The sequence below is a fragment of the Sedimentimonas flavescens genome (assembly GCF_025154035.1).
Lineage (GTDB): Bacteria > Pseudomonadota > Alphaproteobacteria > Rhodobacterales > Rhodobacteraceae > Rhodobacter > Rhodobacter flavescens.
The window spans coordinates 96,889-121,299 of sequence record NZ_JAOALJ010000001.1 but is presented as its reverse complement, the minus strand read 5'-3'; the positions used below and the strand labels follow the sequence as shown (position 1 = coordinate 121,299).

Annotated in this window: 24 protein-coding genes and 1 pseudogene; 14 read left to right on the top strand and 11 right to left on the bottom strand. The window is 63.0% G+C overall.

Translation table 11 applies throughout. The features are described 5' to 3' along the window. Positions 1 to 10 precede the first annotated feature (10 nt). The 7 genes from guaA to N3C64_RS00530 form a co-directional block, all read right to left on the bottom strand. On the bottom strand, positions 11 to 1,567 hold the full coding sequence (gene guaA / locus N3C64_RS00560) for a glutamine-hydrolyzing GMP synthase (RefSeq protein WP_260010718.1): 1,557 nt from the start codon (positions 1,565 to 1,567) through the stop codon (positions 11 to 13). A gap of 124 nt (positions 1,568 to 1,691) precedes the next feature. After that, entirely contained in the window at positions 1,692 to 3,023 is a 1,332-nt protein-coding gene (locus N3C64_RS00555; RefSeq protein WP_260010715.1) for a branched-chain amino acid ABC transporter permease, read from the bottom strand. Then, positions 3,020 to 4,027, bottom strand: coding sequence for a branched-chain amino acid ABC transporter permease (locus N3C64_RS00550; RefSeq protein WP_218629063.1), 1,008 nt, complete (start codon positions 4,025 to 4,027; stop codon positions 3,020 to 3,022). The genes N3C64_RS00555 and N3C64_RS00550 overlap by 4 nt, the downstream gene beginning before the upstream one ends. A 1-nt stretch (position 4,028) precedes the next feature. Beyond that, complete coding sequence (locus N3C64_RS00545; RefSeq protein ID WP_218629062.1) at positions 4,029 to 4,733, bottom strand: ABC transporter ATP-binding protein; 705 nt, start codon at positions 4,731 to 4,733, stop codon at positions 4,029 to 4,031. After that, positions 4,730 to 5,524: an ABC transporter ATP-binding protein gene (locus N3C64_RS00540; protein WP_218629061.1), complete on the bottom strand. Its 795-nt coding sequence runs from the start codon at positions 5,522 to 5,524 to the stop codon at positions 4,730 to 4,732. Before N3C64_RS00540 ends, N3C64_RS00545 begins: the two co-directional genes overlap by 4 nt. 107 nt (positions 5,525 to 5,631) lie before the next feature. Then, a complete protein-coding gene (locus N3C64_RS00535) occupies positions 5,632 to 6,816 on the bottom strand; it encodes an ABC transporter substrate-binding protein (RefSeq protein ID WP_260010712.1) in 1,185 nt (394 codons plus the stop codon). Between the two features lie 172 nt (positions 6,817 to 6,988). After that, a complete protein-coding gene (locus N3C64_RS00530; protein WP_260010709.1) occupies positions 6,989 to 8,083 on the bottom strand; it encodes a GlxA family transcriptional regulator in 1,095 nt (364 codons plus the stop codon). 168 nt (positions 8,084 to 8,251) lie between these two features. Here N3C64_RS00530 and N3C64_RS00525 point away from each other — a divergent pair, with 168 nt between their 5' ends. Then, a complete protein-coding gene (locus N3C64_RS00525) occupies positions 8,252 to 9,622 on the top strand; it encodes a class II 3-deoxy-7-phosphoheptulonate synthase (RefSeq protein ID WP_218629058.1) in 1,371 nt (456 codons plus the stop codon). Positions 9,623 to 9,674: 52 nt separating this feature from the next. On the opposite strand, the gene N3C64_RS00520 is transcribed toward N3C64_RS00525, so the two are convergent. Beyond that, positions 9,675 to 10,325 (bottom strand): PAS domain-containing protein, encoded by a 651-nt coding sequence (locus tag N3C64_RS00520; RefSeq protein ID WP_260010705.1) that lies wholly within the window; start codon positions 10,323 to 10,325, stop codon positions 9,675 to 9,677. 163 nt (positions 10,326 to 10,488) lie between these two features. Here N3C64_RS00520 and N3C64_RS00515 point away from each other — a divergent pair, with 163 nt between their 5' ends. Genes N3C64_RS00515 through N3C64_RS00500 form a run of 4 tightly spaced genes read left to right on the top strand, consistent with a single transcriptional unit; the run spans position 10,489 to position 12,730 of the window. Then, positions 10,489 to 11,394, top strand: a complete 906-nt coding sequence (locus N3C64_RS00515) for a YicC/YloC family endoribonuclease (protein ID WP_260010702.1) — start codon at positions 10,489 to 10,491, stop codon at positions 11,392 to 11,394. 12 nt (positions 11,395 to 11,406) lie between these two features. After that, complete coding sequence (gene gmk, locus N3C64_RS00510; RefSeq protein WP_218629419.1) at positions 11,407 to 12,042, top strand: guanylate kinase; 636 nt, start codon at positions 11,407 to 11,409, stop codon at positions 12,040 to 12,042. Next, positions 12,039 to 12,560 carry a gamma carbonic anhydrase family protein gene (locus N3C64_RS00505; RefSeq protein ID WP_260010699.1) on the top strand — a complete coding sequence of 174 codons (522 nt, stop codon included), beginning with the start codon at positions 12,039 to 12,041 and terminating at the stop codon, positions 12,558 to 12,560. The genes gmk and N3C64_RS00505 overlap by 4 nt, the downstream gene beginning before the upstream one ends. Beyond that, positions 12,560 to 12,730 (top strand): hypothetical protein, encoded by a 171-nt coding sequence (locus N3C64_RS00500; protein ID WP_218629055.1) that lies wholly within the window; start codon positions 12,560 to 12,562, stop codon positions 12,728 to 12,730. Before N3C64_RS00505 ends, N3C64_RS00500 begins: the two co-directional genes overlap by 1 nt. A 3-nt stretch (positions 12,731 to 12,733) precedes the next feature. On the opposite strand, the gene N3C64_RS00495 is transcribed toward N3C64_RS00500, so the two are convergent. Then, positions 12,734 to 13,132 carry a hypothetical protein gene (locus N3C64_RS00495; protein WP_260010696.1) on the bottom strand — a complete coding sequence of 133 codons (399 nt, stop codon included), beginning with the start codon at positions 13,130 to 13,132 and terminating at the stop codon, positions 12,734 to 12,736. Positions 13,133 to 13,304: 172 nt separating this feature from the next. Here N3C64_RS00495 and N3C64_RS00490 point away from each other — a divergent pair, with 172 nt between their 5' ends. The 7 genes from N3C64_RS00490 to N3C64_RS00460 all read left to right on the top strand — a co-directional run bounded on the left by N3C64_RS00490 (position 13,305) and on the right by N3C64_RS00460 (position 20,956). Beyond that, the gene (locus tag N3C64_RS00490) at positions 13,305 to 14,351 is read left to right on the top strand and encodes an ATP-binding protein (RefSeq protein WP_260010693.1); all 1,047 of its coding nucleotides are present in this window, start codon (positions 13,305 to 13,307) and stop codon (positions 14,349 to 14,351) included. Positions 14,352 to 15,136: 785 nt separating this feature from the next. After that, positions 15,137 to 16,762 (top strand): alpha-D-glucose phosphate-specific phosphoglucomutase, encoded by a 1,626-nt coding sequence (locus N3C64_RS00485; RefSeq protein WP_260010690.1) that lies wholly within the window; start codon positions 15,137 to 15,139, stop codon positions 16,760 to 16,762. Positions 16,763 to 17,053: 291 nt separating this feature from the next. Beyond that, positions 17,054 to 18,472 carry an aminotransferase gene (locus N3C64_RS00480; RefSeq protein WP_260010687.1) on the top strand — a complete coding sequence of 473 codons (1,419 nt, stop codon included), beginning with the start codon at positions 17,054 to 17,056 and terminating at the stop codon, positions 18,470 to 18,472. A gap of 53 nt (positions 18,473 to 18,525) precedes the next feature. Beyond that, positions 18,526 to 19,302, top strand: a complete 777-nt coding sequence (locus N3C64_RS00475; RefSeq protein WP_260010684.1) for a helix-turn-helix transcriptional regulator — start codon at positions 18,526 to 18,528, stop codon at positions 19,300 to 19,302. Positions 19,303 to 19,380: 78 nt separating this feature from the next. Next, entirely contained in the window at positions 19,381 to 20,094 is a 714-nt protein-coding gene (locus N3C64_RS00470; RefSeq protein WP_260010682.1) for a dimethylsulfonioproprionate lyase family protein, read from the top strand. Further along, positions 20,094 to 20,579: a nucleoside deaminase gene (locus tag N3C64_RS00465; RefSeq protein ID WP_260010681.1), complete on the top strand. Its 486-nt coding sequence runs from the start codon at positions 20,094 to 20,096 to the stop codon at positions 20,577 to 20,579. Before N3C64_RS00470 ends, N3C64_RS00465 begins: the two co-directional genes overlap by 1 nt. 47 nt (positions 20,580 to 20,626) lie before the next feature. Further along, positions 20,627 to 20,956 carry a DUF1330 domain-containing protein gene (locus N3C64_RS00460; RefSeq protein WP_218629047.1) on the top strand — a complete coding sequence of 110 codons (330 nt, stop codon included), beginning with the start codon at positions 20,627 to 20,629 and terminating at the stop codon, positions 20,954 to 20,956. Between the two features lie 205 nt (positions 20,957 to 21,161). On the opposite strand, the gene N3C64_RS00455 is transcribed toward N3C64_RS00460, so the two are convergent. Together N3C64_RS00455 and N3C64_RS00450 are read right to left on the bottom strand one after the other, a co-directional pair. After that, entirely contained in the window at positions 21,162 to 22,133 is a 972-nt protein-coding gene (locus N3C64_RS00455; RefSeq protein WP_260010680.1) for a quinone oxidoreductase family protein, read from the bottom strand. A gap of 2 nt (positions 22,134 to 22,135) precedes the next feature. Then, a pseudogene (locus tag N3C64_RS00450) lies at positions 22,136 to 22,541 on the bottom strand (carboxymuconolactone decarboxylase family protein). A 122-nt stretch (positions 22,542 to 22,663) separates the two neighbouring features. Between N3C64_RS00450 and N3C64_RS00445 the strand changes: the two are divergent. Both N3C64_RS00445 and rpe read left to right on the top strand, forming a co-directional pair. After that, positions 22,664 to 23,650 (top strand): class 1 fructose-bisphosphatase, encoded by a 987-nt coding sequence (locus N3C64_RS00445; protein WP_260010679.1) that lies wholly within the window; start codon positions 22,664 to 22,666, stop codon positions 23,648 to 23,650. 66 nt (positions 23,651 to 23,716) lie between these two features. Then, on the top strand, positions 23,717 to 24,409 hold the full coding sequence (gene rpe, locus N3C64_RS00440; RefSeq protein ID WP_260010678.1) for a ribulose-phosphate 3-epimerase: 693 nt from the start codon (positions 23,717 to 23,719) through the stop codon (positions 24,407 to 24,409). Positions 24,410 to 24,411 lie beyond the last annotated feature (2 nt).

Sequence of the window (24,411 nt, the reverse complement as noted above, 5' to 3'; positions counted from 1 at the left end):
GCCTGATGGCTTATTCCCACTCGATCGTGCCCGGGGGCTTCGAGGTGATATCATAGGTGACCCGGTTGATCCCCTTGACCTCGTTGATGATCCGCGTGGCGGTCTCGCCAAGGAACTCATGGGTGAAGGGGTAGTAGTCGGCGGTCATGCCATCGACCGAGGTCACGGCGCGCAGCGCGCAGGCGTAGTCATAGGTGCGTCCGTCGCCCATCACGCCCACGGTGCGCACCGGCAGGATCGCGACGAAAGCCTGCCAGATCTCGTCGTAAAGGCCATGCTTGCGGATCTGGTCGATATAGACCGCATCGGCCTGACGCAGGATCTCGAGCTTTTCGCGGGTGATCTCGCCGGGGCAGCGGATCGCGAGGCCCGGGCCGGGGAAAGGATGGCGGCCGATGAACTTCTCGGGCAGACCAAGCTCGCGGCCAAGGGCGCGGACCTCATCCTTGAAAAGCTCGCGCAGCGGCTCGACCAGTTTCAGACCCATCTTCTCGGGCAGGCCGCCCACATTGTGGTGCGACTTGATGGTGACCGAGGGGCCACCCGAGAAGCTGACCGATTCAATGACGTCGGGGTAGAGCGTGCCCTGCGCGAGGAACTCGGCGCCCTCGATCTCGTCGGCGTATTTCTGGAACACGTCGATGAACAGGCGACCGATGGTCTTGCGTTTTACCTCGGGGTCGGTGACGCCCTCGAGCTCACCCAGGAACAATTCGGACTCGTCGGCGGCGATCAGCGGGATATTGTAGTTGTCGCGGAACATCGAGACAACTTCGCCCGCCTCGCCCTGACGCATCAGGCCGTGGTCAACGAAGACGCAGGTAAGCTGGTCACCGATGGCTTCGTGGATCAGCACCGCCGCGACCGAGCTGTCAACGCCGCCCGAAAGGCCACAGATCACGCGCTTGTCGCCGACCTGCTCGCGGATCTTGGCAATGGCGTCATCCTTGTAGGAGGCCATCGTCCAGTCGCCGGTGAAGCCCGCGAGGCGGATGAAGTTCTCGTAGAGTTTCGCGCCGCGCGGGGTGTGGTGCACCTCGGGGTGGAACTGCACGGCGAAGAAATTGCGCTTCACGTCCGCAGTGATCGCGAAGGGCGCGCCGGGCGAGGTGCCGAAGACCTCGAAGCCCGGTGCGATGCGCGAGACGTGATCGCCGTGGCTCATCCAGACCTGCTCGCGCCCTTCGGTGAACCAGCCATCCAGAATGGCGAGGTTCGTGCCCACGGGGGTCACGAAGGCGCGGCCGAACTCGGCGGTGCCATGACCGCTTTCCACGAGGCCGCCCAGTTCCTGCATCATCACCTGTTGGCCATAGCAGATCCCGAGGATCGGCACGCCAAGCGTGAAGGCGGATTTCGGCGGACGGGGAGAGCCCTCACGGGTGACGCTATCCGGTCCACCCGAGAAGATGATCGCTTTGGGGGCGAAATCAGCCAGGAACGCGTCGGTCACGTTCTGGTACGGGTGGATTTCGCAATAGACGTTCAACTCGCGCAGGCGGCGCGCAATCAGCTGCGTGACCTGGGAGCCGAAGTCGATGATGAGGAGGCGTTGGTGCTGGGTCATGTGCGGGGAATAGGCGGGGAAAGTTCGGAAAGCAAGAGGCCGGGGGCGCTGCCCCCGGACCCCCGAGGTATTTGGGCCAAGAAGAAAGGAAAGGGGGGCGCGTGGCCCCCCGTTTCGCTCGTTCTTATCGCTCTGGCAGCAGCCCTCGTGGGCTGAAGCGCAGCACGAGGATCAGCACGAGGCCCATGACGATCAGGCGCATATGGGCCGCCGAATCGACGAGGTGCCGTTTGACTGCGCCATCGGAGAGCTGATCGGTGATCATACCCATGAGGTTGGGGCCCCAGACCTCGGCCTTGATCCAGAGATACCAGATCAGCACGCCGCCCAGAACCGAGCCCCAGTTGTTGCCCGAGCCGCCGACAATCACCATCACCCAGATCAGGAAGGTGTAGCGCAGCGGATTGTAGCTGGAGGGTGTCATCTGGCCGTCGAGCGAAATCATCATGGCGCCAGCAAGACCGATCACAGCGGAGCCGATGACGAAGATCTGCAGGTGGCGGCGGGTGACGTTCTTGCCCATGGCGGCGGCCGAGATCTCGTTGTCGCGGATGGCGCGCATCATGCGGCCCCAGGGCGAGTTCAGCGCGAGTTGGGCAGCGATCAACAGGAGCGCGAGCACGATCACGAAGAGCCCGGTATAGAGCAGTTTCACTAGGACGGTCGAGCCTGTCACCGGATCGACGCCGAGTGCCGCCATGCGTTCAACGAAAGCAGGGCTTTCCTGAACGGCGATCTCATAGGGGACGGGCCAGGGGCGAGGGATGCCGTTCACGTTCAGAACGCCGCGGGCCAGCCATTCCTCGTTCCGCAGGACCGAGACGATGATCTCCCCGATGCCGAGCGTTGCGATGGCGAGGTAATCCGAGCGCAGGCCGAGCGCGGTTTTGCCGATAACCCAGGCCGCGCCCGCAGCAAGAAGCGCGCCGACAGGCCAGGCGAAGAGTGTCGGCAGGCCGAGACCGCCGAGATAGCCAAGGGCCGAGGGGTTGATCGCCTGGACCGCCTCGACCGCCGGGTCGAAGACCGCACGGTAGAGGAAGAAGCCCGCGACAAGAACGGCGATCACGCCAAGCGCGCGCGCCTTGCCCTTGAGGCGGCCATTCAGCCAGATGGTCAGAACGAGGCTCGCGACCGCGATCAAGAGCGCGATCAGAATCTGCCAGCCACCGGCCGAGAAGGCTCCGGGCGTGGGGGGCATGGAGATCAGCACAGGGGCAAGGCCACCAAGTGCGATGAAGCCGACGACGCCGGTGTTGAACAGGCCCGCGTAGCCCCATTGCATGTTCACGCCAAGCGCGAGGATCGCCGAGATCAGGCCCATGTTGAGAATGCCAAGCGCGCCGTTCCAGCCCGAGGTCATCCCCTCAAGCACGATCAGCCCGGCCATGATCAGGAAGAACAGCGGCGCACGCAGCGCGCCACCCTTTGCGGCGGTGGGTTGGTGTTGGCTCATACCGCTTTCCCCTTGAAAAGACCCGTGGGTTTGAACAGCAGGACGATGATCAGGATCGCGAAGCTGACGGCGAATTTATACTCGGTCGAGAGGAGCTGCATCAGGCCCTCGGCCTCGAAGCCGGGGATCGCGTAGGTGGCGACCTTTTTCCAGGCATAGGTCACGGCGACCTCGGAATAGGCGATGATGAAGCCTCCCGCGATGGCGCCAAGCGGGTTGCCAAGGCCGCCCACGATTGCCGAGGCGAAGATCGGCAGCAGCAGTTGGAAGTAGTTGAACGCCTTGAAGCTTTTATCAAGGCCGTAGAGCACCCCCGCCGTAGTGGCGAGCGCGGCGGCGATGATCCAGGTCACCGCGACGACATGATTGGGGTTGATGCCGGACAGAAGCGCCAGATCCTCGTTGTCCGAGAAGGCACGCATCGACTTGCCGGTGCGGGTCTTGTTGAGGAACCAGAACAGCGCCCAGACGACCAGCCCCGCCAGGACCACCGTCAGCACCTGCGTGGTGCGGATCGCCAGCGGCTCGGCCAGGCCGGTGGCCTCGCGGAAACCCTTCGCCGAGATGACGAAACGGGCGCCATCGGTGAACTGGATCTCATCCACGCCAATCACAAAGCGGGTGACGCCGTTCATCACGAACATCACACCAACCGAGACCATGACGAGGATCACGGGCGCCGCGCGCACCTTGCGGTAATAGGCATAGACCGCGCGGTCGGTGGCCAGCACGAAAGCCGCCGTGATCGCGATGCCGAAGGGCAGGGCGATCAGCGCCGTCGGCAGCGGGCCAAAGTGCAGGCCCAGCTTTTGCAGCCCCCAGGTGACGAGAATCGTCATCGCGGTGCCGAAGGCCATCGTGTCGCCATGGGCGAAGTTGGAGAATCGCAGGATGCCGTAGATCAGCGTGACGCCAAGCGCGCCAAGCGCCAGCTGCGCGCCATAGGCGGTGGCTGGCACGAAGACATAGTTGAGGATCGCGACGATCGCGTTCAGAAAATCCATCTCAGCCCCCCAGGAAGGTGCGGCGGACTTCGGGATCGGCCATCAGCGCGGCCCCGGTGTCGGTGTATTTGTTCGCGCCCTGGACAAGCACATAGCCCTGGTCCGCGATCTCAAGCGCCTGGCGCGCATTCTGCTCGACCATCAGGATCGAGATGCCGGTGCGGGCGACCTCGATGATCCGGTCGAAAAGCTCGTCCATCACGATGGGCGACACGCCGGCGGTGGGTTCGTCGAGCATCAGAAGCTTCGGCTGGGTCATCAGCGCGCGGCCCACGGCCACCTGCTGACGCTGGCCGCCCGATAGCTCCCCCGCGTTCTGATGGCGCTTTTCCTTGAGGATCGGGAAGAGGTCATAGACCTGCTCCATCGTGCCGCGGAAATCGTCGGGGCGGATGAAGGCACCCATCTCCAGGTTTTCCTCGACCGACATGGTCGGGAAGACGTTGTTGACCTGCGGCACGAAGCCCATGCCCTTGTGCACGCGCTCTTGCGGCGAGAGGGTGGTGATGTCTTCGCCATCCAGTTTCACATGACCGCCGCGCAGCTTCAGCATCCCGAAGACGGCCTTCATCGCGGTCGATTTGCCAGCGCCGTTAGGGCCGACGATGACCGCGATCTGGCCTTTCTCGACTTTCAGCGTGCAGCCGTGCAGGATGTCGGCGGCGCCATAGCCGCCCGTCATGTTCTCAGCTTCGAGGAAACTCATGCCTGCGCCTCCTTCTCGGCCTTGACCTTGTTCTTGAGGCCGGTGCCCAGGTAGGCTTCGATCACGGCCTCGTTTTGCATGATGCTGGAGGCCGAGCCCTCGGCCAGAACCTTGCCCTCGGCCATCACGATGACCGGGTCGCAGAGGCGGCCGATGAAATCCATGTCATGCTCGATGACGCAGAAGGTATAGCCACGTTCTTTGTTCAGGCGCACGATCGCATCGCCGATTGTGTTCAGAAGCGTGCGGTTGACGCCTGCACCGACCTCGTCGAGGAAGACGATCTTGGCCTCGACCATCATCGTCCGGCCAAGCTCGAGCAGCTTCTTCTGGCCGCCCGAAAGATTCCCGGCCTTCTCGTTCTTGAGGTGTGAGATGGTCAGGAAATCAAGAACTTCATCGGCTTTCTTCAGAAGCGCTGCTTCCTCTTGCGCGATACGCCCGCGCTGGAACCAGGCGTTCCACAGCGTCTCGCCCGCCTGGTCGCCCGGCACCATCATCAGGTTCTCGCGTACCGTCATCGACGGGAATTCGTGTGCGATCTGGAAGGTGCGCAGAAGCCCCTTGTGAAACAGTTCGTGCGGCGCGAGGCCAGAGATATCTTCGCCATCCATCGTCACGCGCCCCGAGGTCGGTTTGTGAACCCCGGCGATCACGTTGAAGAGGGTGGATTTGCCAGCTCCGTTCGGGCCGATCAGCCCGGTGATGGAGCCTTTGGCGATCTCGAGCGAAGCGCCATCGACGGCACGGAAGCCGCCAAAGTGCTTGTGCAGGTTTTCAACCCGGATCATGCAGTCCCCTAACTTCATGTTTTACATGAAGAATGCCATTTTAGGCCTTGTTTTCAAAGGAAACAGCCCGGATTGCTCCGGGCTGCCTCGGTTTCAACCGCGCCGCGTCAGCGGTATTTCACGGTCTCGATCTTGCCGTCCTTGACTTCGATCTCGCGGAAGGTGCCAGCGGACTCGCCTGCGCCGATCAGCTCGACCGAGGAAGCGCCCTGATAGTCGATGTCGGTGCCAGCGGCGATCAGCTCAAGCGCCTTGCCCAGCTCGCCCGGCAGAATCGGCTCGCCCGGAGCGTTGGCCACATCCATGACCTTCTCTTTGTACACGCTCGGATCGGTCGAACCGGCAGCGGCCATCGCCAGCATGATCAGCGCGGCGGCGTCATAGGCCTCGCCCGAGTAGACCGAGGAGCCATCAAAGCCGGCGGCCGAAGCCATTTCGATGAACTTCTCTTTGCCCGCGCCTTCCGACGACGGGATCTGGCCGAACGAACCGGCCAATTCAGCGGCAAAGTTGTTTTGCAGCGTATCGCCGATCATGCCGTCGGGAAGCACGAAGGTCTCGAATGCACCGGTGTCGAGCGAGCCGCGCAGGATGCCCGAGCCGCCCTGGTCGATGTAGCCCGCGATCACGAGCGCTTCGCCACCAGCCGAGGCCAGCGCGCCGACTTCGGCCGAGTAGTCGGCCTTGCCGTCATCATGGGCTGCGACGATGGTCACGGTGCCGCCAGCAGCCTTGAAGGCTTCGGCGAAGCTGTCAGCCAGGCCCTTGCCGTAGTCGTTGTTGGTGTAGGTCACGGCGACCGACTTGATGCCGTGCTCCATGATGATCTCGGTCATCACGACACCCTGACGCGCATCCGACGGGGAGGTGCGGAAGAACAGGCCGTTGTCCTCAAGCGTCGAAAGCGCGGGCGAGGTGGCCGACGGCGAGATCATGACCATGCCGTTCGGGATACCGACGTTTTGCAGCGAGGCGGTGGTTTCGCCCGAGCACATGCCGCCGACAACACCTTTCACGCCTTCGGTGGTGACCAGACGTTCGACGGTGGCGGTTGCCGCAGCCGCGTCAACGCAGGTCGAGTCGCCGCGCACCGGAACGACAGCCGCGCCGCCCATGAACTTGCCCGAATCCGAGACTTCCTTCATCGCCAGCTCGGCACCCTGCGCCATTGCCGGCGACATGGATTCGAGCGGACCGGTGAAGCCCAGCGAGATACCCAGCTTTACATCCTCGGCGAATGCACCACCTGCGGTCAGCGCGGCGGCGGCAGTAGCCAGAAGCAGCTTTTTCATTTGTTCACTCCCATGTTGGAACAGAGCCCCGGCAAAATTAGAGCGAGGGATCACAAAAGAAAATAGGGCTGAGTTGCTTTATGACGCAGGGAATCGACCGGCTGGGCAATTTTCTGCAGATTCATGCGACTGCAACGCAAGAATCTTCGATGCCGCGCCCCGCCGGGTTGGACTATTCGAAATCTTCGTCGTCGAAATCGATCCCGTCGAAGACAGAGTCGCCCTCGATTTCTTCAACTGCGCCGCCCGAGGTTCCACGCTCGCGGTAGGGCGTGGTCTGGTAGTGCGCGCGGTAGCATTTCGAGAAATGCGACGGCGAGGCAAAGCCACAGGCGAGCGCCACGTTGATCACGCTCATCTCGGTCTGCATCAGCAGGTTGCGCGCCTTCTGCAGCCGGATTTCCATGTAATAGCGCTTGGGCGAGCGGTTGAGGTAGCGCCGGAACAGCCGCTCAAGCTGGCGCGTGGACATGCCGACTTCCTCGGCCAGGCGGGCCGGGCTGATCGGTTCCTCGATATTCGTTTCCATCCGCGCGATGACCTGCGCGAGCTTGGGATGGCGCACGCCGATGCGGGTCGGGATCGACAGGCGCTGGCTGTCCTGATCGGTGCGGATCGAGTTGTAGATCAACTGGTCGGCCACGGTATTGGCCAGCCCCTCGCCGTGATCACGCGCGATCAGCTTGAGCATCAGATCGATCGAGGCGGTACCGCCCGCCGTCGTAAGCCGGTTGCCGTCGATCACGAAGACCGACTTGGTCAGCTTTACCTCTTCGAAATCCTCCGAGAAGCTGTCCTGGTTCTCCCAATGGATGGTTGCGCGTTTGCCGTCGAGCAGCCCGGCTTTCGCCACCGCCCAGGCCCCGGTGCAAAGCCCGCCCACCGCCGCACCCCGGCGCGCCTCTCGGCGCAGCCAGTTCAGGATCGGCTTGGTCGTCGCTTCGGCGACATCGATTCCCCCGCAGACCATCACTGTGTCGTCGCGGGTGATCTCGGTCAGGCCCATATCGACGCGCATCCGCACGCCGTTGGAACAGGTCACGTCCTGGCCATCCTCGGAGGCCAGCTTCCAGTCATAGAGTTTCTGTCCGGACACCTGATTTGCAAGGCGCAAAGGCTCCACCGCGCTGGCGAACGCCATCATCGTGAAGCGGTCGAGAAGCAGAAAAACGTAGCGGCGCGGGCGCGCTAGCGGCGGTAGCCGAACGGTCCCCTGAGAGGGCGCAGGGCGCGTATGGGTGCGGGGGGCCGTCGAGGGGATGCGCATTTGCGACCTGTTCGTTGTCGTTTCAAATGAGAGAAGCAGGGAACGCGAAGTCTCGCAAGAGGGGATCAGATGACGGCACAAACCTGACCCCGGGCGAAAAACAGGTTTGTTCTCGCTAACGGCACGTCATATAAGCGCCAGACAGTTTTTGAATGCTCGGAGGCGAAGATGGGCAAGGGATGGACGAAATCGGACTGGCGCGCGAAACCGCGGGTGCAGATGCCGGACTATCCCGACCAGGCGGCATTGAACGCGGTCGAGGCGCAGTTGGGAAAAATGCCGCCGCTCGTGTTTGCGGGCGAGGCGCGGCGTCTGCGGGCCGATCTGGCCAAGGCCGCGCGGGGCGAGGCGTTCCTGCTGCAAGGCGGTGACTGCGCCGAGAGCTTCTCGGAATTCTCGGCCGACAATATCCGCGACACCTTCAAGGTGATGCTGCAGATGGCGATCGTGCTGACCTGGGGCGCCAAGGTGCCGGTCATCAAGGTCGGCCGCATGGCGGGTCAGTTCGCCAAGCCGCGCTCGGCCCCCACCGAGATGATCGGCGGCGTGGAATACCCGAGCTACCGCGGCGACATCATCAACGGTTTTGATGCCACGATGGAGGCCCGCCTGCCGGATCCGAACCGGATGCTTCAGGCCTATACGCAGGCGGCGGCCTCGTTGAACCTGCTGCGCGCCTTCTCGACCGGTGGTTATGCCGATATCCACCGTGTGCAGTCGTGGATCTCGAACTTCACCGATGAAGACGAGGCCGCGCGCTACCGCAAGGTGGCCCAGCAGATCTCGGACGCGATGGACTTCATGGCAGCGGCGGGCGTGACCTCGGAAACCGCGCATGAGCTTGGCACGGTCGATTTCTACACCAGCCACGAGGCGCTGCTTCTGGAATATGAAGAGGCGCTGTGCCGCATCGACTCGACCACCGGCCTGCCGGTCGCGGGTTCGGGCCACATGATCTGGATCGGCGACCGCACCCGTCAGCCCGACGGCGCGCATGTCGAATTCTGCAGCGGTGTGCAGAACCCGATCGGTCTCAAGTGTGGGCCGACCACGACGGCGGAAGACCTCAAGGTGCTGATGGCCAAGCTGAACCCGCAGAATGAAGCAGGCCGCCTGACGCTGATCGCGCGTTTCGGCGCGGGCAAGGTTGGCGACAACCTGCCGCGCCTGATCCGCACGGTTCAGGAAGAGGGCGCCAATGTGCTCTGGACCTGCGATCCGATGCACGGCAACACGATCAAGTCGGCCTCGGGCTTCAAGACGCGGCCCTTCGACTCGGTCCTGCGCGAGGTGCGTGAGTTCTTCGATATCCACAAGGCCGAGGGCACGATCCCCGGCGGCGTGCATTTCGAGATGACCGGCAAGGACGTGACCGAATGCACCGGCGGCGTGCGCGCCGTCTCGGACGAAGATCTGTCGAGTCGTTACCACACCGCCTGCGACCCGCGCCTGAACGCCTCGCAGTCGCTGGAACTGGCCTTCCTGGTCGCCGAAGAACTGCAAGACCGCCGTGCATTGGCCAAGGCCGCCTCGCTCTGATCGCTGTGATCGGCTGAACAACAAGGCCCGTGGCGCAAGCCTCGGGCCTTATTCATTCGCCCGAGGTCACGATGCGGAACTTCGCGCGGCGCATTTCCGGGGTCTCGTCTTGTGCCTCGAACGGGGCAGGCGGTTCGGCAAAGCCTTGCGCGGCGCTTTCCGAGGCCGCCGCAATGCGCGTGACCGAGCTACCCGCCCAGCCAAAGCGCCGGGGCGTCAGGCCGATCTGGCGCCCATCCGTCACAAGGCAACCGAGCGCGCGGTCGATCATGCCTGAGCCCGAAGACATCGGCAGCAGCAGCATCCGGCCCGTCAGGGCAGGGCGCCCGAGCCCGGTCTGCGCGCGCAATTCGATCTCGGCCACGGCGGGGGTCGCGAAGACGCGTTCGGTCACCTGCGCCAGAAGGTCGCGCGTCGGCGGTGTGACCAGCGACGACAGCGGCATGCCGCGCACCTCCATGCCCATCAGGCGGGTCAGATGCTGCCCGGCGATGCGAAACCGGGCGATGCCGGGGGCGATGCGTTCCAGAACGAAGGCGAATTCCAACTGCTCCTCGATCCGACGCGGGTCAATATCGGCGCGCGCGGGGACAACGCGGCCGCAGCGCAATCCCTCCCAATATCCGTGCAGGTCCGCAAGGACACGGTCGGTCGGTTCGGCTGGCCGAGGGGAATTCCAGGGGGTATCGTCATCGCGTGTCATCTGCTCACCAGTCGGTCGGGCCGCGCGGAGCGGCCAAAAAGCTCCATGGACTTCTGCCGACTCGGTCTTACGGTTGACCGCAGGAGCGAAATGCTTACTGAACTCTTAATACCCCGTCTCGGGGCGCTATGGGAAAATAAGTATCCAAATGGTTAAGCCTCGGATGGAAAAGCAGATCGCAACGATTTCAATGACCGGTTTCGCCGCCGGGCAGGGCGGTGCGCAGGGCTACGACTGGAGCTGGGATATCCGCTCGGTCAATGGCAAGGCGCTGGATCTGCGGTTTCGGCTGCCCGATGTCGAGGGGCTGGAGCCGCTGGTGCGCACAGCGGTCGGGCGGTTTGCCGCACGGGGCAATATCTCGGCCAACCTGCGCCTGACGCGCGTTGATGCGGCCGAGGGGCTGCGGCTGAGTGCGAGTGGCCTGCGCGCCGCGCTTGCCGCACTGCGTGACATTGAGAGCGTGGCCGCCGCCGAGGGAATGGCTCTGGCGCAGACGACTGCCGCTGATGTGCTGACGCTGCGCGGCGTGCTAGAGCAAGGCCCCGTCCAGATGGAAGACCCGGCCGCGCTACGGACCGCGTTGATCGCCTCGCTCGAAGGCGTGCTGACCGAATTTGCTGCGATGCGCGCGGCGGAAGGTGCGCAGATCGGCGCCGTGATATCCGCGCAACTGACCCGGATCGCTGAACTGACCGAAGCCGCCGCCGAGGCCGCCGAGGCCCGCCGCCCCGATTGGGAGGCAGGCATCACCGCAGCCCTTGCCCGCGTAATCGAGGGCGCAGGCGGCGCCGACCCTGACCGCGTGGCGCAGGAACTTGCGTTGATCGCCGTCAAGGGCGACGTGACAGAAGAGATCGACCGCCTGCGCGCCCATATCGCTGCCGCACGCGATCTGCTGGCCGATCCGAAGCCCGTGGGGCGGCGCTTTGACTTCCTGACGCAGGAATTCGTGCGTGAGGCCAATACCTTGTGCTCGAAATCCGGCTCGTCGCGGCTGACGGCCATCGGGCTTGACCTCAAGCACGTGATCGACCAGATGCGCGAGCAGATCCAGAACGTGGAGTGACCAATGACCGAAATCGCGCGCCGTGGCCTGCTGATCATCCTGTCCTCGCCCTCGGGTGCGGGCAAATCGACGCTGGCAAAGCGCCTGATGGCCTGGGATCCGACGCTGAAATTCTCGGTCTCGGCCACGACCCGGGCACCGCGCCCCGGCGAGGTGGACGGGCGCGAGTATTTCTTCAAGACCAAGCCCGAGTTCGAGACGATGGTCGCCGCAGGCGAGATGCTGGAACATGCCGAGGTCTTCGGAAATCTCTATGGCACGCCAAAAGGACCGGTCGAGACCGCGATGGCTGAGGGGCGCGATACGCTTTTTGACATCGACTGGCAGGGCGGGCAGCAGATTCGCCGCTCGACGCTAGCCAAGGATGTCGTGTCGATCTTCATCCTGCCGCCCTCGATCACCGATCTGGAATCGCGCCTGCGCGGCCGCGCGCAGGACAGCGATGAGGTGATCGCCGGCCGGATGGCAAAAAGCCGCGATGAAATCAGCCACTGGGGCGAATATGACTATGTCATCATCAACCGCGATGTGGATACTGCCGAGGCGGAACTGAAGACCATCCTGACGGCCGAGCGCGCCCGCGCCGACCGTCGCCCCGGTCTAACGGAGTTCGTGCGTGGCCTGAACAAGGAGTTTGAAGCGCGATGATCTATGAACTCGACGGAGTGGTGCCGGTTCTGGGGCAGGGCGCCTGGGTCGCGCCCGATGCCAACCTGATCGGCAAGGTGGTGCTGGAAGACGAGGCCTCGGTCTGGTTCGGCTGCACGCTCCGCGGCGATAACGAGGAAATCCGCGTCTGTCGTGGTTCGAACGTGCAAGAGAACGTCGTGATCCACACCGATATGGGTTATCCGCTGGTGATTGGCGCGAATTGCACCATTGGGCACAAGGCGATGCTGCATGGCTGCATCATCGGCGAGGGCAGCCTGATCGGCATGGGCGCGACGATTCTGAACGGCGCCAAGATCGGCAAGGGTTGTCTGATCGGTGCGGGTGCGCTGATTACCGAGGGCAAGGAGATCCCGGACGGCAGCCTCGTGATGGGCGCGCCGGGCAAGATCGTGCGGCAACTCGATGCCGAGGCGCAAACGCAACTTCTGAAATCAGCTGAGCATTACCGTGAGAACGCCGCGCGGTACGCTCGTGGCATGAAGGTGGTGAACTGATGCTGCTTGATCCGCAAAGCCCCGCCCTCCGCGCCCTTTGGGTCCGCATCCTGATTGCGGCGGTGCCGCTGCTTGCGGCGGCCGCCTCGTTCCGGACTGGCTATGTCTTCCTCGGAGCGTTTTTCGCGATTGTCAGCGGTTGGGTGTTCCGCCGCCTCTTCCTGCCCTGATCCTCAATCCGGGCGGGGATGCACTTCGAAAATGTCGAAGTCTCCCTCTGGCCAGATCTGGCGCACCTCGGTCAGGATCACCCGTGCATTCGGCAGCGGGGCGCAGAAGGCGCGCAGTGCGCCCTTAAAGCCCAGTTCTTCAAGCCGCTTGGCCAGGTCGAGAATGTCGTGATCGCTGGTCATCAGGGGTGACAGAACCACCTCGGGTGCCGTCGTCATCAGCAGGTCTGCCGTCAGCGAGGAAAACCGCGCGATCGTAACCGCGCCGCCTGCGAGATTGTTCAGCGTATTGGGAAGATCCCCGCTTGGCTCGACAATCAAAATGCGGCGCCCGCCAAGATCGTCGCGAATTTCAGTACGAATTCTACGAGTGTCCGGCCGGGGCGGATCAATCTTGGCCATCAAGCGTTCCTGAACGAATGCCTTAATTCGACAAACTTAGGCGAGGAGCCTGACACTAATTACACGCTCCGGTTTAAGGCGAATTTTAGGCTATCTCAAGAACAAAGCGTTCAAAGGTTTACAAAACCGAGGTTTTGTAGATTCTGCGCGGGCGAGACAAACGGGGGCGCATATGAGCATGGCAACGATCTTGCCGGTCCTGGAGGCGGTTCCGCTTCCGGTTCTGGTCGTGGATGCGCGCGAAAAGATTGTCGCGACCAACCGGGGCGCGCAAGCTCTGCTTGGACAGGGGCTTGAAGGGCGTCCCTTCGTTACCGTCCTGCGCCAACCCGCGCTGAACGAGGCGCTGGAGCGTGCGCTGACCGCGCGGGCCTCGGATCGGGTGCGGTTGCGGCTTTCCAGCCCCGAGCGCGAGATGGTCGCGCTTGTCTCGGTCGCACCGATCGAATTGGACGAGGCGGGGAACGTCGCCGCGCTTCTGTCCATCGAGGATATCACCGCTACCGAAGAGGCCGAGGCGATGCGGCGCGATTTCGTGGCCAACGTCAGCCACGAGTTGCGCACGCCGCTGACCGCGCTGATCGGCTTTGTCGAGACGCTGCGCGGCGCCGCCAAGGATGATCCGGTCGCGCGCGATCGGTTCCTCACGATCATGGCGCGCGAGGCGGGGCGGATGAACCGCCTTGTCGGCGATCTGCTTTCGCTCAGCCGCGTCGAGGCCGAGGAACGCCGCCGCCCGACCGCGCAGGTTGATCTGGCGAATGTCCTGCGTGGCGCCATCCAAACCCTGCAACCCGTCGCCGAGACCGCCAAGGTGTGCATCCTGCGCGAGGGCGAGCCGGGGCCGCTGCGGGTGACGGGCGATGCCGACCAGCTGACGCAGGTCTTCTCGAACCTCATCGAGAACGCGGTGAAATACGGTGGTGCGGGTGGCGAGGTGCGGGTGGTCGTCGAGAAGATCGCACATGAACCGGTGCAGCGCGGCCCGGCTTACCGGGTCGACGTAATCGACTCGGGCGAGGGGATCGACCCGATCCATATTCCGCGCCTGACCGAGCGGTTTTACCGCGTCGATACCCACCGCTCACGCGAGCAGGGCGGCACCGGGCTTGGCCTTGCCATCGTCAAGCATATCGTCGCGCGTCACCGCGGGCGCCTGAAGATTGAAAGCGAGAAGGGCAAGGGCTCGCGTTTCAGTGTGATCCTGCCCGCGGCGTGACGGCTCAGGCCCCGCAGCCAGATTGCCGCGTTGGAGCCAAGCCTCAACGCACCCCTGTCTATCTTTGGGGCCAGCACCGGACCAAAGGGCGAACCGGGCGGAGCGGGCAGGGTGACGCTGCCGGGTCCTAGATTGAAGAAACAGGTCAGCCTTTCGGCGCCTTGCGTGGGCCGGAAGGCCAAGACAGGCTCGAGCGTCTCCTGAAATTCGGTCTTGCCGGAACGCAGCGCGGGCTGAGCGCGGCGGAACGCAAGTATCGCGCGGTAGGAGTGTCGGACGAACCCGGCGCGCAGCCACATCAAGTGCGGCCTGTGGGGCCTACGGGCAGCAAGGGCTTGGCCGTCGAGAAGCCCGTATGGGCGGAGCCATCCCAGACCATCGAGGTACGGCACCCGTCGCGGCCCTTGTTCTCGGGCCAGAAGCGCAGCCCGGGCGCGCGATGACATCTGTCGTGCCGAACGCGGACCGCCGCGTCACATGCAGGTTCACATCGTGGTTCAAGAAAAACCCTGACGGCGGCTCGCCGGTTCCGCCGAGATCCTCGACGATGCGGGCCGTGCCCCTTTGACCAGCGCTAACTTCGCGCCCGCACACGACGGTTTCACCCTGCAAGAGCTCGTGTCCTTCTCCGAAGAGCGCGACGAGGCGAATGGAGATATGAACCGGGATGGCCACGGCGCCAATTTCTCCGAGGCGCAGGCCTTGCGACATGACACGGCTGTCACTTGCGTTGCGCCACAATCTGTTCAACTGTTCGCGCGGCCCACCGCCCAACAGGAGCAATCATGACGACCCACCCGACCACGCCGTTCGACGGCCAGAAACCCGGAACCTCGGGCCTGCGCAAGAAAACGGCGGTCTTCATGCAACCGAATTTCCTTGAGAATTTCGTTCAGGCGACTTTCGACGCCATAGGTGGCGTGCGGGGCAAGACCCTGGTTCTGGGCGGTGACGGGCGCTACTTCGGAACTGAAGCGGCGCAGGTCATCCTTAAGATGGCTGCGGCAAGCGGGGCTGCGCGCGTGATCGTCGGGCAGGGCGCATGGCTCTCGACACCGGCCGCCTCGAACCTGATCCGCAAGCGGAGCGCGGATGGCGGCATCATCCTTTCGGCCAGCCACAATCCCGGCGGGCCGAACGAGGATTTCGGCGTGAAATACAACATGGCCAATGGCGGTCCCGCGCCGGAATCGGTGACCGAGGCGATTTTCGCCCGCACCAAGGAGATCACCGAATACGCCAAGCTTGATGCGCCGGATGTGAACCTGACGGCGATCGGTGAAAGTCATCTGGGCGCGATGGTGGTCGAGGTGGTCGATCCGGTCAGTGCTTACGCCGACATGATAGAAGAGATATTCGATTTCAAAGCATTGCGCGGCCTTTTTCATGAAGGCTTCACGATGCGGATGGATTCGATGTGCGCAATCACCGGGCCTTACGCGGTCGAGATTCTCGAAAAACGCCTCGGCGCCGCCAAGGGGACTGTCGTGCACGAAACGCCGCTGCCCGATTTTGGCGGGATGCATCCAGACCCGAATCCAACCTGGGCACATGAATTGATGGCTGAGATGATGGGCGAGAGCGCCCCGGATTTCGGCGCAGCCTCAGATGGCGATGGCGATCGCAACATGGTGCTTGGGCGCGGGGTTTACGTCTCGCCCTCCGACAGCCTCGCCGTGATCGCGGCGAATGCTCATCTCGTTCCGGGCTATGCGCAGGGGCTGAAAGGCGTGGCCCGCTCGATGCCGACCTCGGCCGCTGTCGATCGCGTGGCTAAGGCGCTTGGAATCGATTGTTACGAGACGCCAACCGGCTGGAAATTCTTTGGAAATCTGATGGATGCGGGCCGTGTTTCACTTTGCGGCGAGGAGAGCTTCGGCACCGGGTCGGATCATGTGCGTGAGAAGGACGGTCTTTGGGCGGTGCTGATGTGGCTCAATATCATCGCCGCGCGCGGGCAGAGCGTGGCCGAGATCTTGGCAGAGCATTTCGCGCGCTTCGGGCGCAACTACTACTCGCGCCACGATTACGAGGCCCTGCCAGTCGATCAGGCCAATGCCATGCTGAATGATCTGCGTGACCGGCTGGCCTCGCTGAAGGGCACGCAAAATCACGGCCTTATCGTCGAGAACGCAGATGAGTTCGCCTATACCGACCCGGTCGATGGTTCGATCTCGGCGCAGCAGGGGTTCCGCATCCTGTTCGAGGGCGGCTCGCGCGTCGTGCTGCGGCTTTCGGGCACCGGAACCGAGGGCGCGACGCTGCGGGTCTACCTCGAGCGGTATGTTCCCGGCCCGGCGGGACTGAATGAAGACCCGCAAGAGGCGCTTGGCCCGATCATCCGCGCGACCGAAGAGATCGTCGGCATCCGCGCCCGCACCGGCCGCACGGGGCCTGACGTCATCACCTGAGACTTGAGTCTAGTATCCAACGGCAGGTGCGCGGATGGGCACGGGCCATGTTCCGCGCTTCGCGAAGCGTTTACGCCAATCGCGGGGAGGGCGGCATCCCCTTCTGGTGCGGCCGCGCAATAGCCCCTTGGGGACATTCCTTTCACTCGGGCGAGCGATCAGAGTCACGGTCATCGCCGGCGGTATTCAACGTTGCGTTCAGCGCGGGTGTATTCCCGGCGCGGATCGCGCTGTTTTCTGTCGGCAGCAGCGACGAACGCGCAGGCCGCGAAACGACGACGGAGAAGACAGATGTTCGCCAAGCACCATAACCTCGATCCGGCAGAGATCGCACAAGCGGACAAGCGTCACGTCCTGCACCCCTGGTCCGACCTCAAGACCATGCACACCGAAGACCCGCTGGTTCTGGCCGAGGCCAAAGGCATCCATATCAGCGATGCCGAAGGGAACCGCTATATCGACGGGATCGGCGGGATGTGGTGCGTTCAGGTCGGCTACGGCCGCGAGGAACTGATTGAGGTCATGGCCGAGCAGGCCCGCCGCCTGTGCTACTACACGCCCTTTGGCGCCATGGCGAACGTACCCGCCGCGCAGCTTGCGCAAGCGCTGGCTGAGCGCGCGCCGGGCGATCTGAACACCGTCAGTTTCGCGACGTCGGGTTCTGGCGCCGTGGACAGCGCGATCCGCTTTGCGCATTTCTACTTCAACTGCCTTGACCAGCCGAGCAAGCGGCAAGTCATCGTGCGGATGGACAGCTACCACGGCTCGACCTACCTGACGGCCTCGATGAACGGGAAGCGACGCGACTGGAGCCAGTTCGACTATGCGCGCGAGCTGGTGCACTTCCTGCCCTCGGTCAACGCCTTCCGCCGCCCCAAGGGCCAGTCGCTGGAGGATTTCGCGAACGAAAAGGTCGCCGATCTTGAGGCGATGATCCTCGAACTCGGCCCCGAGAATGTGGCCTGCTTCGTGGCGGAGCCGATCCAAGCCTCGGGCGGGGTCATCGTGCCGCCAGAGATGTATCTGCCGCGCTGCCTTGAGATCTGCCGCACATACGATGTGCTCTATATCTCGGACGAGGTCGTCACGGCCTTCGGGCGGCTTGGTCATATCTTCGCGTCAAAGGACGTCTTCGGCATCACGCCCGACATCATCACCTGCGCCAAGGGTTTGACCTCGGGCTATATCCCGATGGGCGCCACAATCTATTCGGACCGACTGATCAAGGCGATCAGCGGCGAGAATGCGGTCGATCACCCGTATTTCACCAACGGGTTCACCTATTCCGGCCATCCGGTCGCGGCTGCGGTGGCGCTGAAGAACCTCGAGATCCTTGAGGGCGGCCGCATCCTTGAGCAGGTGCGTGACACCGGGCCCTATTTCCAGGCCGAGCTGCAAAAACTGCGCGATCTGCCCATCGTCGGCGACGTGCGCGGCATGGGGCTAATGGCTTGCCTGGAATGCGTCGTGCGCAAGATCGGCGCGGAACCGGGTGAGGCCGATATGGCGGTTGCCGCGCGTGTCGATGCCCATGCGCAGGAGCGGGGGCTGATCCTGCGCCCATTCGAAAGCCTGTGCATCCTGTCTCCGCCGCTCATCGTGACGAAGGAGGATATCGACCGGATTGTCTCGATCCTGCGCGACAGCCTTATCGCCACGCAAAACGACCTGATTGCCGAGGGTATCTGGTCGCCGCCGGCGCGCGGGTGATGGGAAAGGGGAGAGACTCGACAGGTATTCTGCCGGGTCCTATCCTGCCACACATGCAGTCCGTTTCGATGCTCGAGCGCTGGAATGACGGGGTCGCGGATCTGTTGATCCATCGCGACCGGTCAGACATTGTCGACCGGTTCCTTGCGCATCTGTCGAACTGCGTCGATTTCGATCAGTGGTATGCGGCGCTGTTTCACCGCCATGAACCTGCCGAGCGGATCGGTTTTCGCGGCATCAAGCAGGGCAGGGACGATTACGAAGACGGGCTCTACCTGCTCGATCCCTTCTACCAGCAGTATCGCCGCAGCCCCGAGCCGAGCGTCCATCGCCTTGGCGATCTCGCAAGGCCCGGAGATTCCGCCCGTTCGCCCTATTTCGAGCGCTACCTGCGCAAATGGGATACGCGCGACGAGGTCGGCTATCTCGTGCCAATCGGCGGAGGGCGCTGCGTGCATCTGTCGGTGTCGCGCTCGCACGATCTGCCGCCGTTCGAGCGCGATGAGGTGCAGTTCCTTGCCTCGCTGGTCAGCGTCGTCTCCAGTGTCTTCGCACTCTATGAGCGCACCGATGTCGAGGAGCCACAGGTTCCGGCGATTGACCGTGTGATCGGGCGAAAACTGGCGGGCTTCGGCGCCACCGCCTTGACCGCGCGCGAGGGTGAGATCGTGTTCCTTCTGCTCAAGGGCTACACCGCCGCCGAGATCGCGGGCCTGCTTGAGATCAGCCATGGAACCGCCAAGAACCACATCAAGAGCATCTATCGCAAGCTGAATGTCCGCTCGCAGGTCGAGCTGTTGGTGACGTTCATCGACGATCTTTACGAGTAACTGCCCGGCGCGATCCGCCCAAACGCGCCCAGTAAGGGCAGGGGCCTGCACCCGAGTTTTCCGATGACGGAGAGTGAGATGTCCATGACGCCGATCCCGGACATGCCTGAGGCCGAAGTGCTGCGCCTGCGCGACGCGCCCGACTGGTTCTACCTGCTCCGCGAGTTCGATGCGCTGTTTCGGCTTGGCTCGGCTGGCGGTAGCGCGCTGATCCGCAGCCACCGGAGCAAGGTGCGCGCGGCGCTATCCGCGACATTCTCATCCAACGCGATCATCCATAGACGCGCACCTGCAAGCAAACCGGTGACGGCCCATCTGCCGCGCGCGCTTGATCTGGGCGAGCGGGGCGTCATGCAGGGCATGGCCCGCGCGCTGCGCGAGGTGAGGGGGCAACTGACCTGGGAATACGGCTATGAGCGAATGCCCAAGCCGCTGGCCCGCAAGTTCGCCTATTGCGAGGTGCTCGGCCCGCAGGGGCCGGTCCGCAGCAACGACCTGATCCTTGGTTTCGTCCTATTTGCGCCCGCCACGACCTACCCACAGCACAGCCACGCGGGCATCGAAGAAAGCTACATCTCGATCGCCGGAGCCTGGTCAGAGAACGACGCGGCTGTCCATGCGCCCGGATCGCTCATCCTGAACAAGCCCGGATTCGAGCACCGCATCACAACCGGCGAAGAAGAGCCCTGCCTGCTGGCCTATGCCTGGATCGGGGCGCAAGATCGGCTGGCCGCGCCGGGCATGAAACTGACGGCCACACGCAAGGCTTCTGGAGCACCAACACCCACCTGATGGAGGATGCGATCATGCGAGGTGACGTGGAATATCTGCGAATTGCGACCGAGGTCGCCGCGCAAAGCCGTAAGGCTGGCAATCATCCCTTTGGCGCCATTCTCGTTGGCCCGGATGGGGAAGTCCTTCTGTCTTCGGGCAACACCTATATGCACGACCGAGGCGTCGGCCATGCCGAGGCAAACGTGGCAAGGGTGGCGGCACAGAACTACGAGCCATCGTTTCTTGAACGATGCACGCTGGTGACCTCGGTCGAACCCTGCTGCATGTGCGCCGGGGCCTGTTATTGGGCTGGCATCGGAACCGTGGTCTATGGCCTTACCGAAAAGCGCCTTGCGGAACTGACCGGTGACAATCCCGAAAACCTGACCCTTGACCTGAGTTGCCACCAAGTCTTTGCCGCCGGACGCAGACAGGTCGCAGTTCGCGGGCCATATCCGGAACTCGAACCGGACATCATCAAGGGGCACGAAGGATTCTGGTGATGGCGGCGCATGATGCACCGCCGCACAGGGCGAATGGAGGATACGCCATGCCTGCTTATCTCATCGCGGATGAAACAATCACCGACCCGGACACGTTTGAGGAATACAAGCGCGCAGTCCTTCCGCTGATTGAGCAGTTTGGCGGGCGCTTCCTGTCCCGCGGCGGCGCCCTCGACGTTCTCGAAGCCGGGAAAGACTGGGTGCCGGGCCGCATGGTCATCATCGAGTTCCCAGACATGCCGGCACTCAAGAAGTGGTACAACTCCGCAGCATACGCGCCGGTGCGGGAGGTGCGGCTCCGATCAGCCAAAAGCACTTTGGTCGCGCTGGATTCTGGTTCGGCAGTCCTTGCCGGGCGAGCACCACATGCGTCTTGATCGCTTCGATCATCGGATGCGATGCGACGAGCGGCGGAGTTTGATGTTGGCTTGAAGCTAGTTGCCAATCTGGTCGGAGGTCGGGGGCGCGTCGAATACAGTTTTCCAAGAGGGGTCTCAGGAAAGGCACTTTTACATGTGCTGCTTGGCACAAGCATATACCCCATAATCGGTATTATGTAGCTTATTGTGCCATTCAGATGCGCTACGGAACCAAAACTGTACTCCCGGTCGTCATACGCGCCTCCAGCATCTCATGCGCTCGTGCCACGTCTGACAGGTCAAACGTCTGGCCGATCTCAATCGAAATCGCTCCACTTCCAATCATGGCGAACAAATCTGCGCTTGCACTTTGCAGCCAACCAGGCACCGCCGTGTGATGGAACAACGTCGGCCGCGTGAGCCGCAACGAGCCGCGTGCAAGATCGCCGATCTTGAAATCGGTCGCGGGACCAGAGCTTTGCCCGAAGCACACCAGCGAGCCAAACCTCTGTAAAACCTCCAATGATTTCATGACCGTATCCGCTCCAACCGAGTCGTAGACGGCAGACACACCAGCACCATCGGTCAGCTCCATGACCCTCGTGACAAAGTCTTCGCTTCGATAATCGATCACCGCATCGTAACCGTGCCGCAACGCCAGCGCGCATTTCTCGGGTCCGCCCGCAGTTCCGATCGCACGCACTCCGAGCGCGCTGAGCCATTGCACCGCGATCAAGCCAACACCTCCGGCTGCGGCGTGGAAAAGAACGCTTTCTCCGCGGCTTACGGCATAAGAATGATACAAGAGATAATGCGCCGTGAGCCCTTTGAGCATTGCGGCCGCCGCAATCTCATCCGATACATTGCTAGGCATAACAACAGCTTGCGAGGCACTTATAACGCGATGGGACGCGTATGCGCCGTTCGGTATGGCATAGCAAACACGCTGCCCCGGTTTAAGATCCACACCGACACCGACGGCCTCGATAACGCCCGCAGCCTCCGCGCCAGTCACAAGATCGCGCTCAACCGGCCAAGGATAAGACCCGGTTCGAAAGTAAACATCTATGAAATTCAATCCGATAGCGGTATGTCTTATCAGGATCTCTCCAGGCCCTGGAGCGGGAGGATCAATCTCGATCCGGCGGAATTTCTCCGCGCCGCCCGGGGATGCAATCACCATCGCGTAGGCCATGTTCACTCCTTGTCCATCTGGAATGCCGCATCAACCGGAATGCGTAAGGCATTGAGAAGTTGATTAGTTTTCCCTGCAGAGGAGACGACGCGCAGGAAATCCGTGAACTCTTCGGGGGTCATGCCCTTCGCGCGCAGCCGCAAGATGCGAGTGTGTGCAGTATTCACAGGAATTCGCAATCGAAACAGCAGCGTAGATCATCTCTTTCACCTTTGGCTCCAGTGCTGATGGCGTGGCCATCACCGCCTTCACCTCGGCCCAGGTCTGCTCGAGAAGCGCAGGATCGAACGCGAGGTAACGCCAGACATTGTTGATGAAATCGCTGCCACGCGTTTGTCGGATATCGTTGAACACGGCCTTGACGCGTGGGTCGGACTCGGGGTCGCTCGGGGGCGTTACGGTCGCCATGTGTACCTCGTCTTTGCCCCGAGAATGGCGCGCGCGCCCTACCCCGTCAATCACGCTTCCCGATTGAAACCGTGGCGGTTTGGCGCGATAGAACGCGTGCCGGAACTGGACAGGAGGATGGCATGTCACTCGATCTTACGGGGCTTTCGCTTGGCCCGGAGCTGACGGATGTCATGCAGCGCCTGACCCAGGTCGGCGCCGAGTTGCAGCGACTGATTGCGCGCAACGGGATCGACGGCGATCTTGGCGCCAGCGCCGGAACCAACGCGGGCGGTGACGGCCAAAAGGCGCTCGATGTGCTGGCGGATGAGGCGTTCATGGCGGCGCTGCGGGACTCGGCGGTGGCTTACTATGCTTCGGAAGAACAGGACGACATCCTGACCTTCGGCGACGGCCTTCTGGCGCTGGCAATAGACCCGCTCGACGGCTCTTCAAATATAGACGTAAACGTTTCTATTGGCACGATTTTCTCGATCTACCACAAGGCGGAAACCGCCGAGGCAAGCTTCCTGCGCCCAGGGTCCGAGCAGCTCGCCGCCGGGTACATGATCTTTGGCCCGCAATGCTCGCTGATCGCGACCTTTGGCCAAGGGGTGCTGCAATGGGTTCTTGATCCGAATACGGGACGTTTCGAGCGGCTTGCGGATCTGCCCCCGATGGCCCCTGAAACCTCGGAATTCGCGATCAATGCCTCGAACAAGCGGCACTGGCCAGCGCCGATCCAGGCCTTTATCGACCACCTGATCGCCGGTGCCGATGGCCCGCGCGGGCGCAACTTCAACATGCGCTGGATCGCCTCACTGGTGGCCGAGACGCACCGCATCCTCAAGCGCGGCGGCGTTTTCCTCTATCCGGGCGACAGCCGCCGCGGATATGAGCGCGGCCGCCTGCGCCATCTCTACGAATGCGCGCCGATCGCCTTTGTCGTCACGCAGGCGGGCGGCGCGGCGACCGACGGCTATCTCCCGATCCTCGATGCGATCCCCGACAGCCTGCATGCCCGCACGCCCTTCGTCTTCGGCACCGCGCCTAAGGTTCGACGCATCGCGCGCTATCACGACCACCCCGAAGAAGCGGCGCTGATCCCCGACGAGGAGCTGCATCGCTGAGCTTGCGTTACCGGGCGCTTTGAGGGAAAAGGCGCCCAGACAACCCCGCCCTGCCCCGAGGATGCCATGACCAGCTTCGATCGCTCTATCAAGATTGCCCCGTCGATTCTGTCCGCCGATTTCGCCGATTTCGGTCGCGAGATTCAGGCCATCGAGGCGCAGGGCGCCGACTGGGTCCATGTCGATGTCATGGACGGGCATTTCGTGCCGAACCTGACCTTCGGGCCGCCGCTGTGCCAAGCGATCCGCCCGCACATCAAGACGGTGATGGACGTTCATCTGATGATCTCGCCGGTCGATACCTATATCGACGCCTTCGCCGATGCGGGCGCCGACGTTATCACCGCGCATCTCGAGGCCGGTCCGCATATCCACCGTACGCTTCAGGCGATCCGTGGCGCGGGGTGCAAGGCCGGTCTTGCGATCAACCCGGGCACGGGCATCGACGGCATTGAATATCTGCTCGACCAACTCGACCTGATCTGCGTGATGACAGTGAACCCCGGTTTTGGTGGGCAGAAGTTCATCCACTCGCAGATCGACAAGGTGCGCGCGCTGCGCGCGCTGATCGGCGATCGTCCGATCCATATCGAGATCGACGGCGGCATCACGCCGGAAACCGCGCCGCTGATGGCTGCGGCCGGTGCGGATGTGCTGGTGGCGGGTTCGGCCGTTTTCAAGGGCGGTTCGGTCAACAACCCTGCCCCCTATGGCGAGAATATCCGCGCAATCCGGTCCGCCGCCGAGGCCGCGCGCTAAGG

Bases quoted from the DNA above. Each gene is read 5' to 3' on its own strand.
- N3C64_RS00515 (WP_260010702.1), top strand. From the start codon at position 10,489: ATGGAAAAGCAGATCGCAACGATTTCAATGACCGGTTTCGCCGCCGGG.
- N3C64_RS00465 (WP_260010681.1), top strand. From the start codon at position 20,094: ATGGAGGATGCGATCATGCGAGGTGACGTGGAATATCTGCGAATTGCG.
- N3C64_RS00540 (WP_218629061.1), bottom strand. From the start codon at position 5,524: ATGATCCGGGTTGAAAACCTGCACAAGCACTTTGGCGGCTTCCGTGCC.
- N3C64_RS00505 (WP_260010699.1), top strand. From the start codon at position 12,039: ATGATCTATGAACTCGACGGAGTGGTGCCGGTTCTGGGGCAGGGCGCC.
- N3C64_RS00555 (WP_260010715.1), bottom strand. From the start codon at position 3,023: ATGAGCCAACACCAACCCACCGCCGCAAAGGGTGGCGCGCTGCGTGCG.
- N3C64_RS00485 (WP_260010690.1), top strand. From the start codon at position 15,137: ATGACGACCCACCCGACCACGCCGTTCGACGGCCAGAAACCCGGAACC.
- N3C64_RS00480 (WP_260010687.1), top strand. From the start codon at position 17,054: ATGTTCGCCAAGCACCATAACCTCGATCCGGCAGAGATCGCACAAGCG.
- N3C64_RS00550 (WP_218629063.1), bottom strand. From the start codon at position 4,027: ATGGATTTTCTGAACGCGATCGTCGCGATCCTCAACTATGTCTTCGTG.
- N3C64_RS00500 (WP_218629055.1), top strand. From the start codon at position 12,560: ATGCTGCTTGATCCGCAAAGCCCCGCCCTCCGCGCCCTTTGGGTCCGC.
- N3C64_RS00490 (WP_260010693.1), top strand. From the start codon at position 13,305: ATGAGCATGGCAACGATCTTGCCGGTCCTGGAGGCGGTTCCGCTTCCG.
- guaA (WP_260010718.1), bottom strand. From the start codon at position 1,567: ATGACCCAGCACCAACGCCTCCTCATCATCGACTTCGGCTCCCAGGTC.
- N3C64_RS00495 (WP_260010696.1), bottom strand. From the start codon at position 13,132: ATGGCCAAGATTGATCCGCCCCGGCCGGACACTCGTAGAATTCGTACT.
- N3C64_RS00460 (WP_218629047.1), top strand. From the start codon at position 20,627: ATGCCTGCTTATCTCATCGCGGATGAAACAATCACCGACCCGGACACG.
- rpe (WP_260010678.1), top strand. From the start codon at position 23,717: ATGACCAGCTTCGATCGCTCTATCAAGATTGCCCCGTCGATTCTGTCC.
- N3C64_RS00535 (WP_260010712.1), bottom strand. From the start codon at position 6,816: ATGAAAAAGCTGCTTCTGGCTACTGCCGCCGCCGCGCTGACCGCAGGT.
- N3C64_RS00525 (WP_218629058.1), top strand. From the start codon at position 8,252: ATGGGCAAGGGATGGACGAAATCGGACTGGCGCGCGAAACCGCGGGTG.
- N3C64_RS00445 (WP_260010679.1), top strand. From the start codon at position 22,664: ATGTCACTCGATCTTACGGGGCTTTCGCTTGGCCCGGAGCTGACGGAT.
- N3C64_RS00545 (WP_218629062.1), bottom strand. From the start codon at position 4,733: ATGAGTTTCCTCGAAGCTGAGAACATGACGGGCGGCTATGGCGCCGCC.
- N3C64_RS00530 (WP_260010709.1), bottom strand. From the start codon at position 8,083: ATGCGCATCCCCTCGACGGCCCCCCGCACCCATACGCGCCCTGCGCCC.
- N3C64_RS00455 (WP_260010680.1), bottom strand. From the start codon at position 22,133: ATGGCCTACGCGATGGTGATTGCATCCCCGGGCGGCGCGGAGAAATTC.
- N3C64_RS00520 (WP_260010705.1), bottom strand. From the start codon at position 10,325: ATGACACGCGATGACGATACCCCCTGGAATTCCCCTCGGCCAGCCGAA.
- N3C64_RS00475 (WP_260010684.1), top strand. From the start codon at position 18,526: ATGCAGTCCGTTTCGATGCTCGAGCGCTGGAATGACGGGGTCGCGGAT.
- N3C64_RS00470 (WP_260010682.1), top strand. From the start codon at position 19,381: ATGTCCATGACGCCGATCCCGGACATGCCTGAGGCCGAAGTGCTGCGC.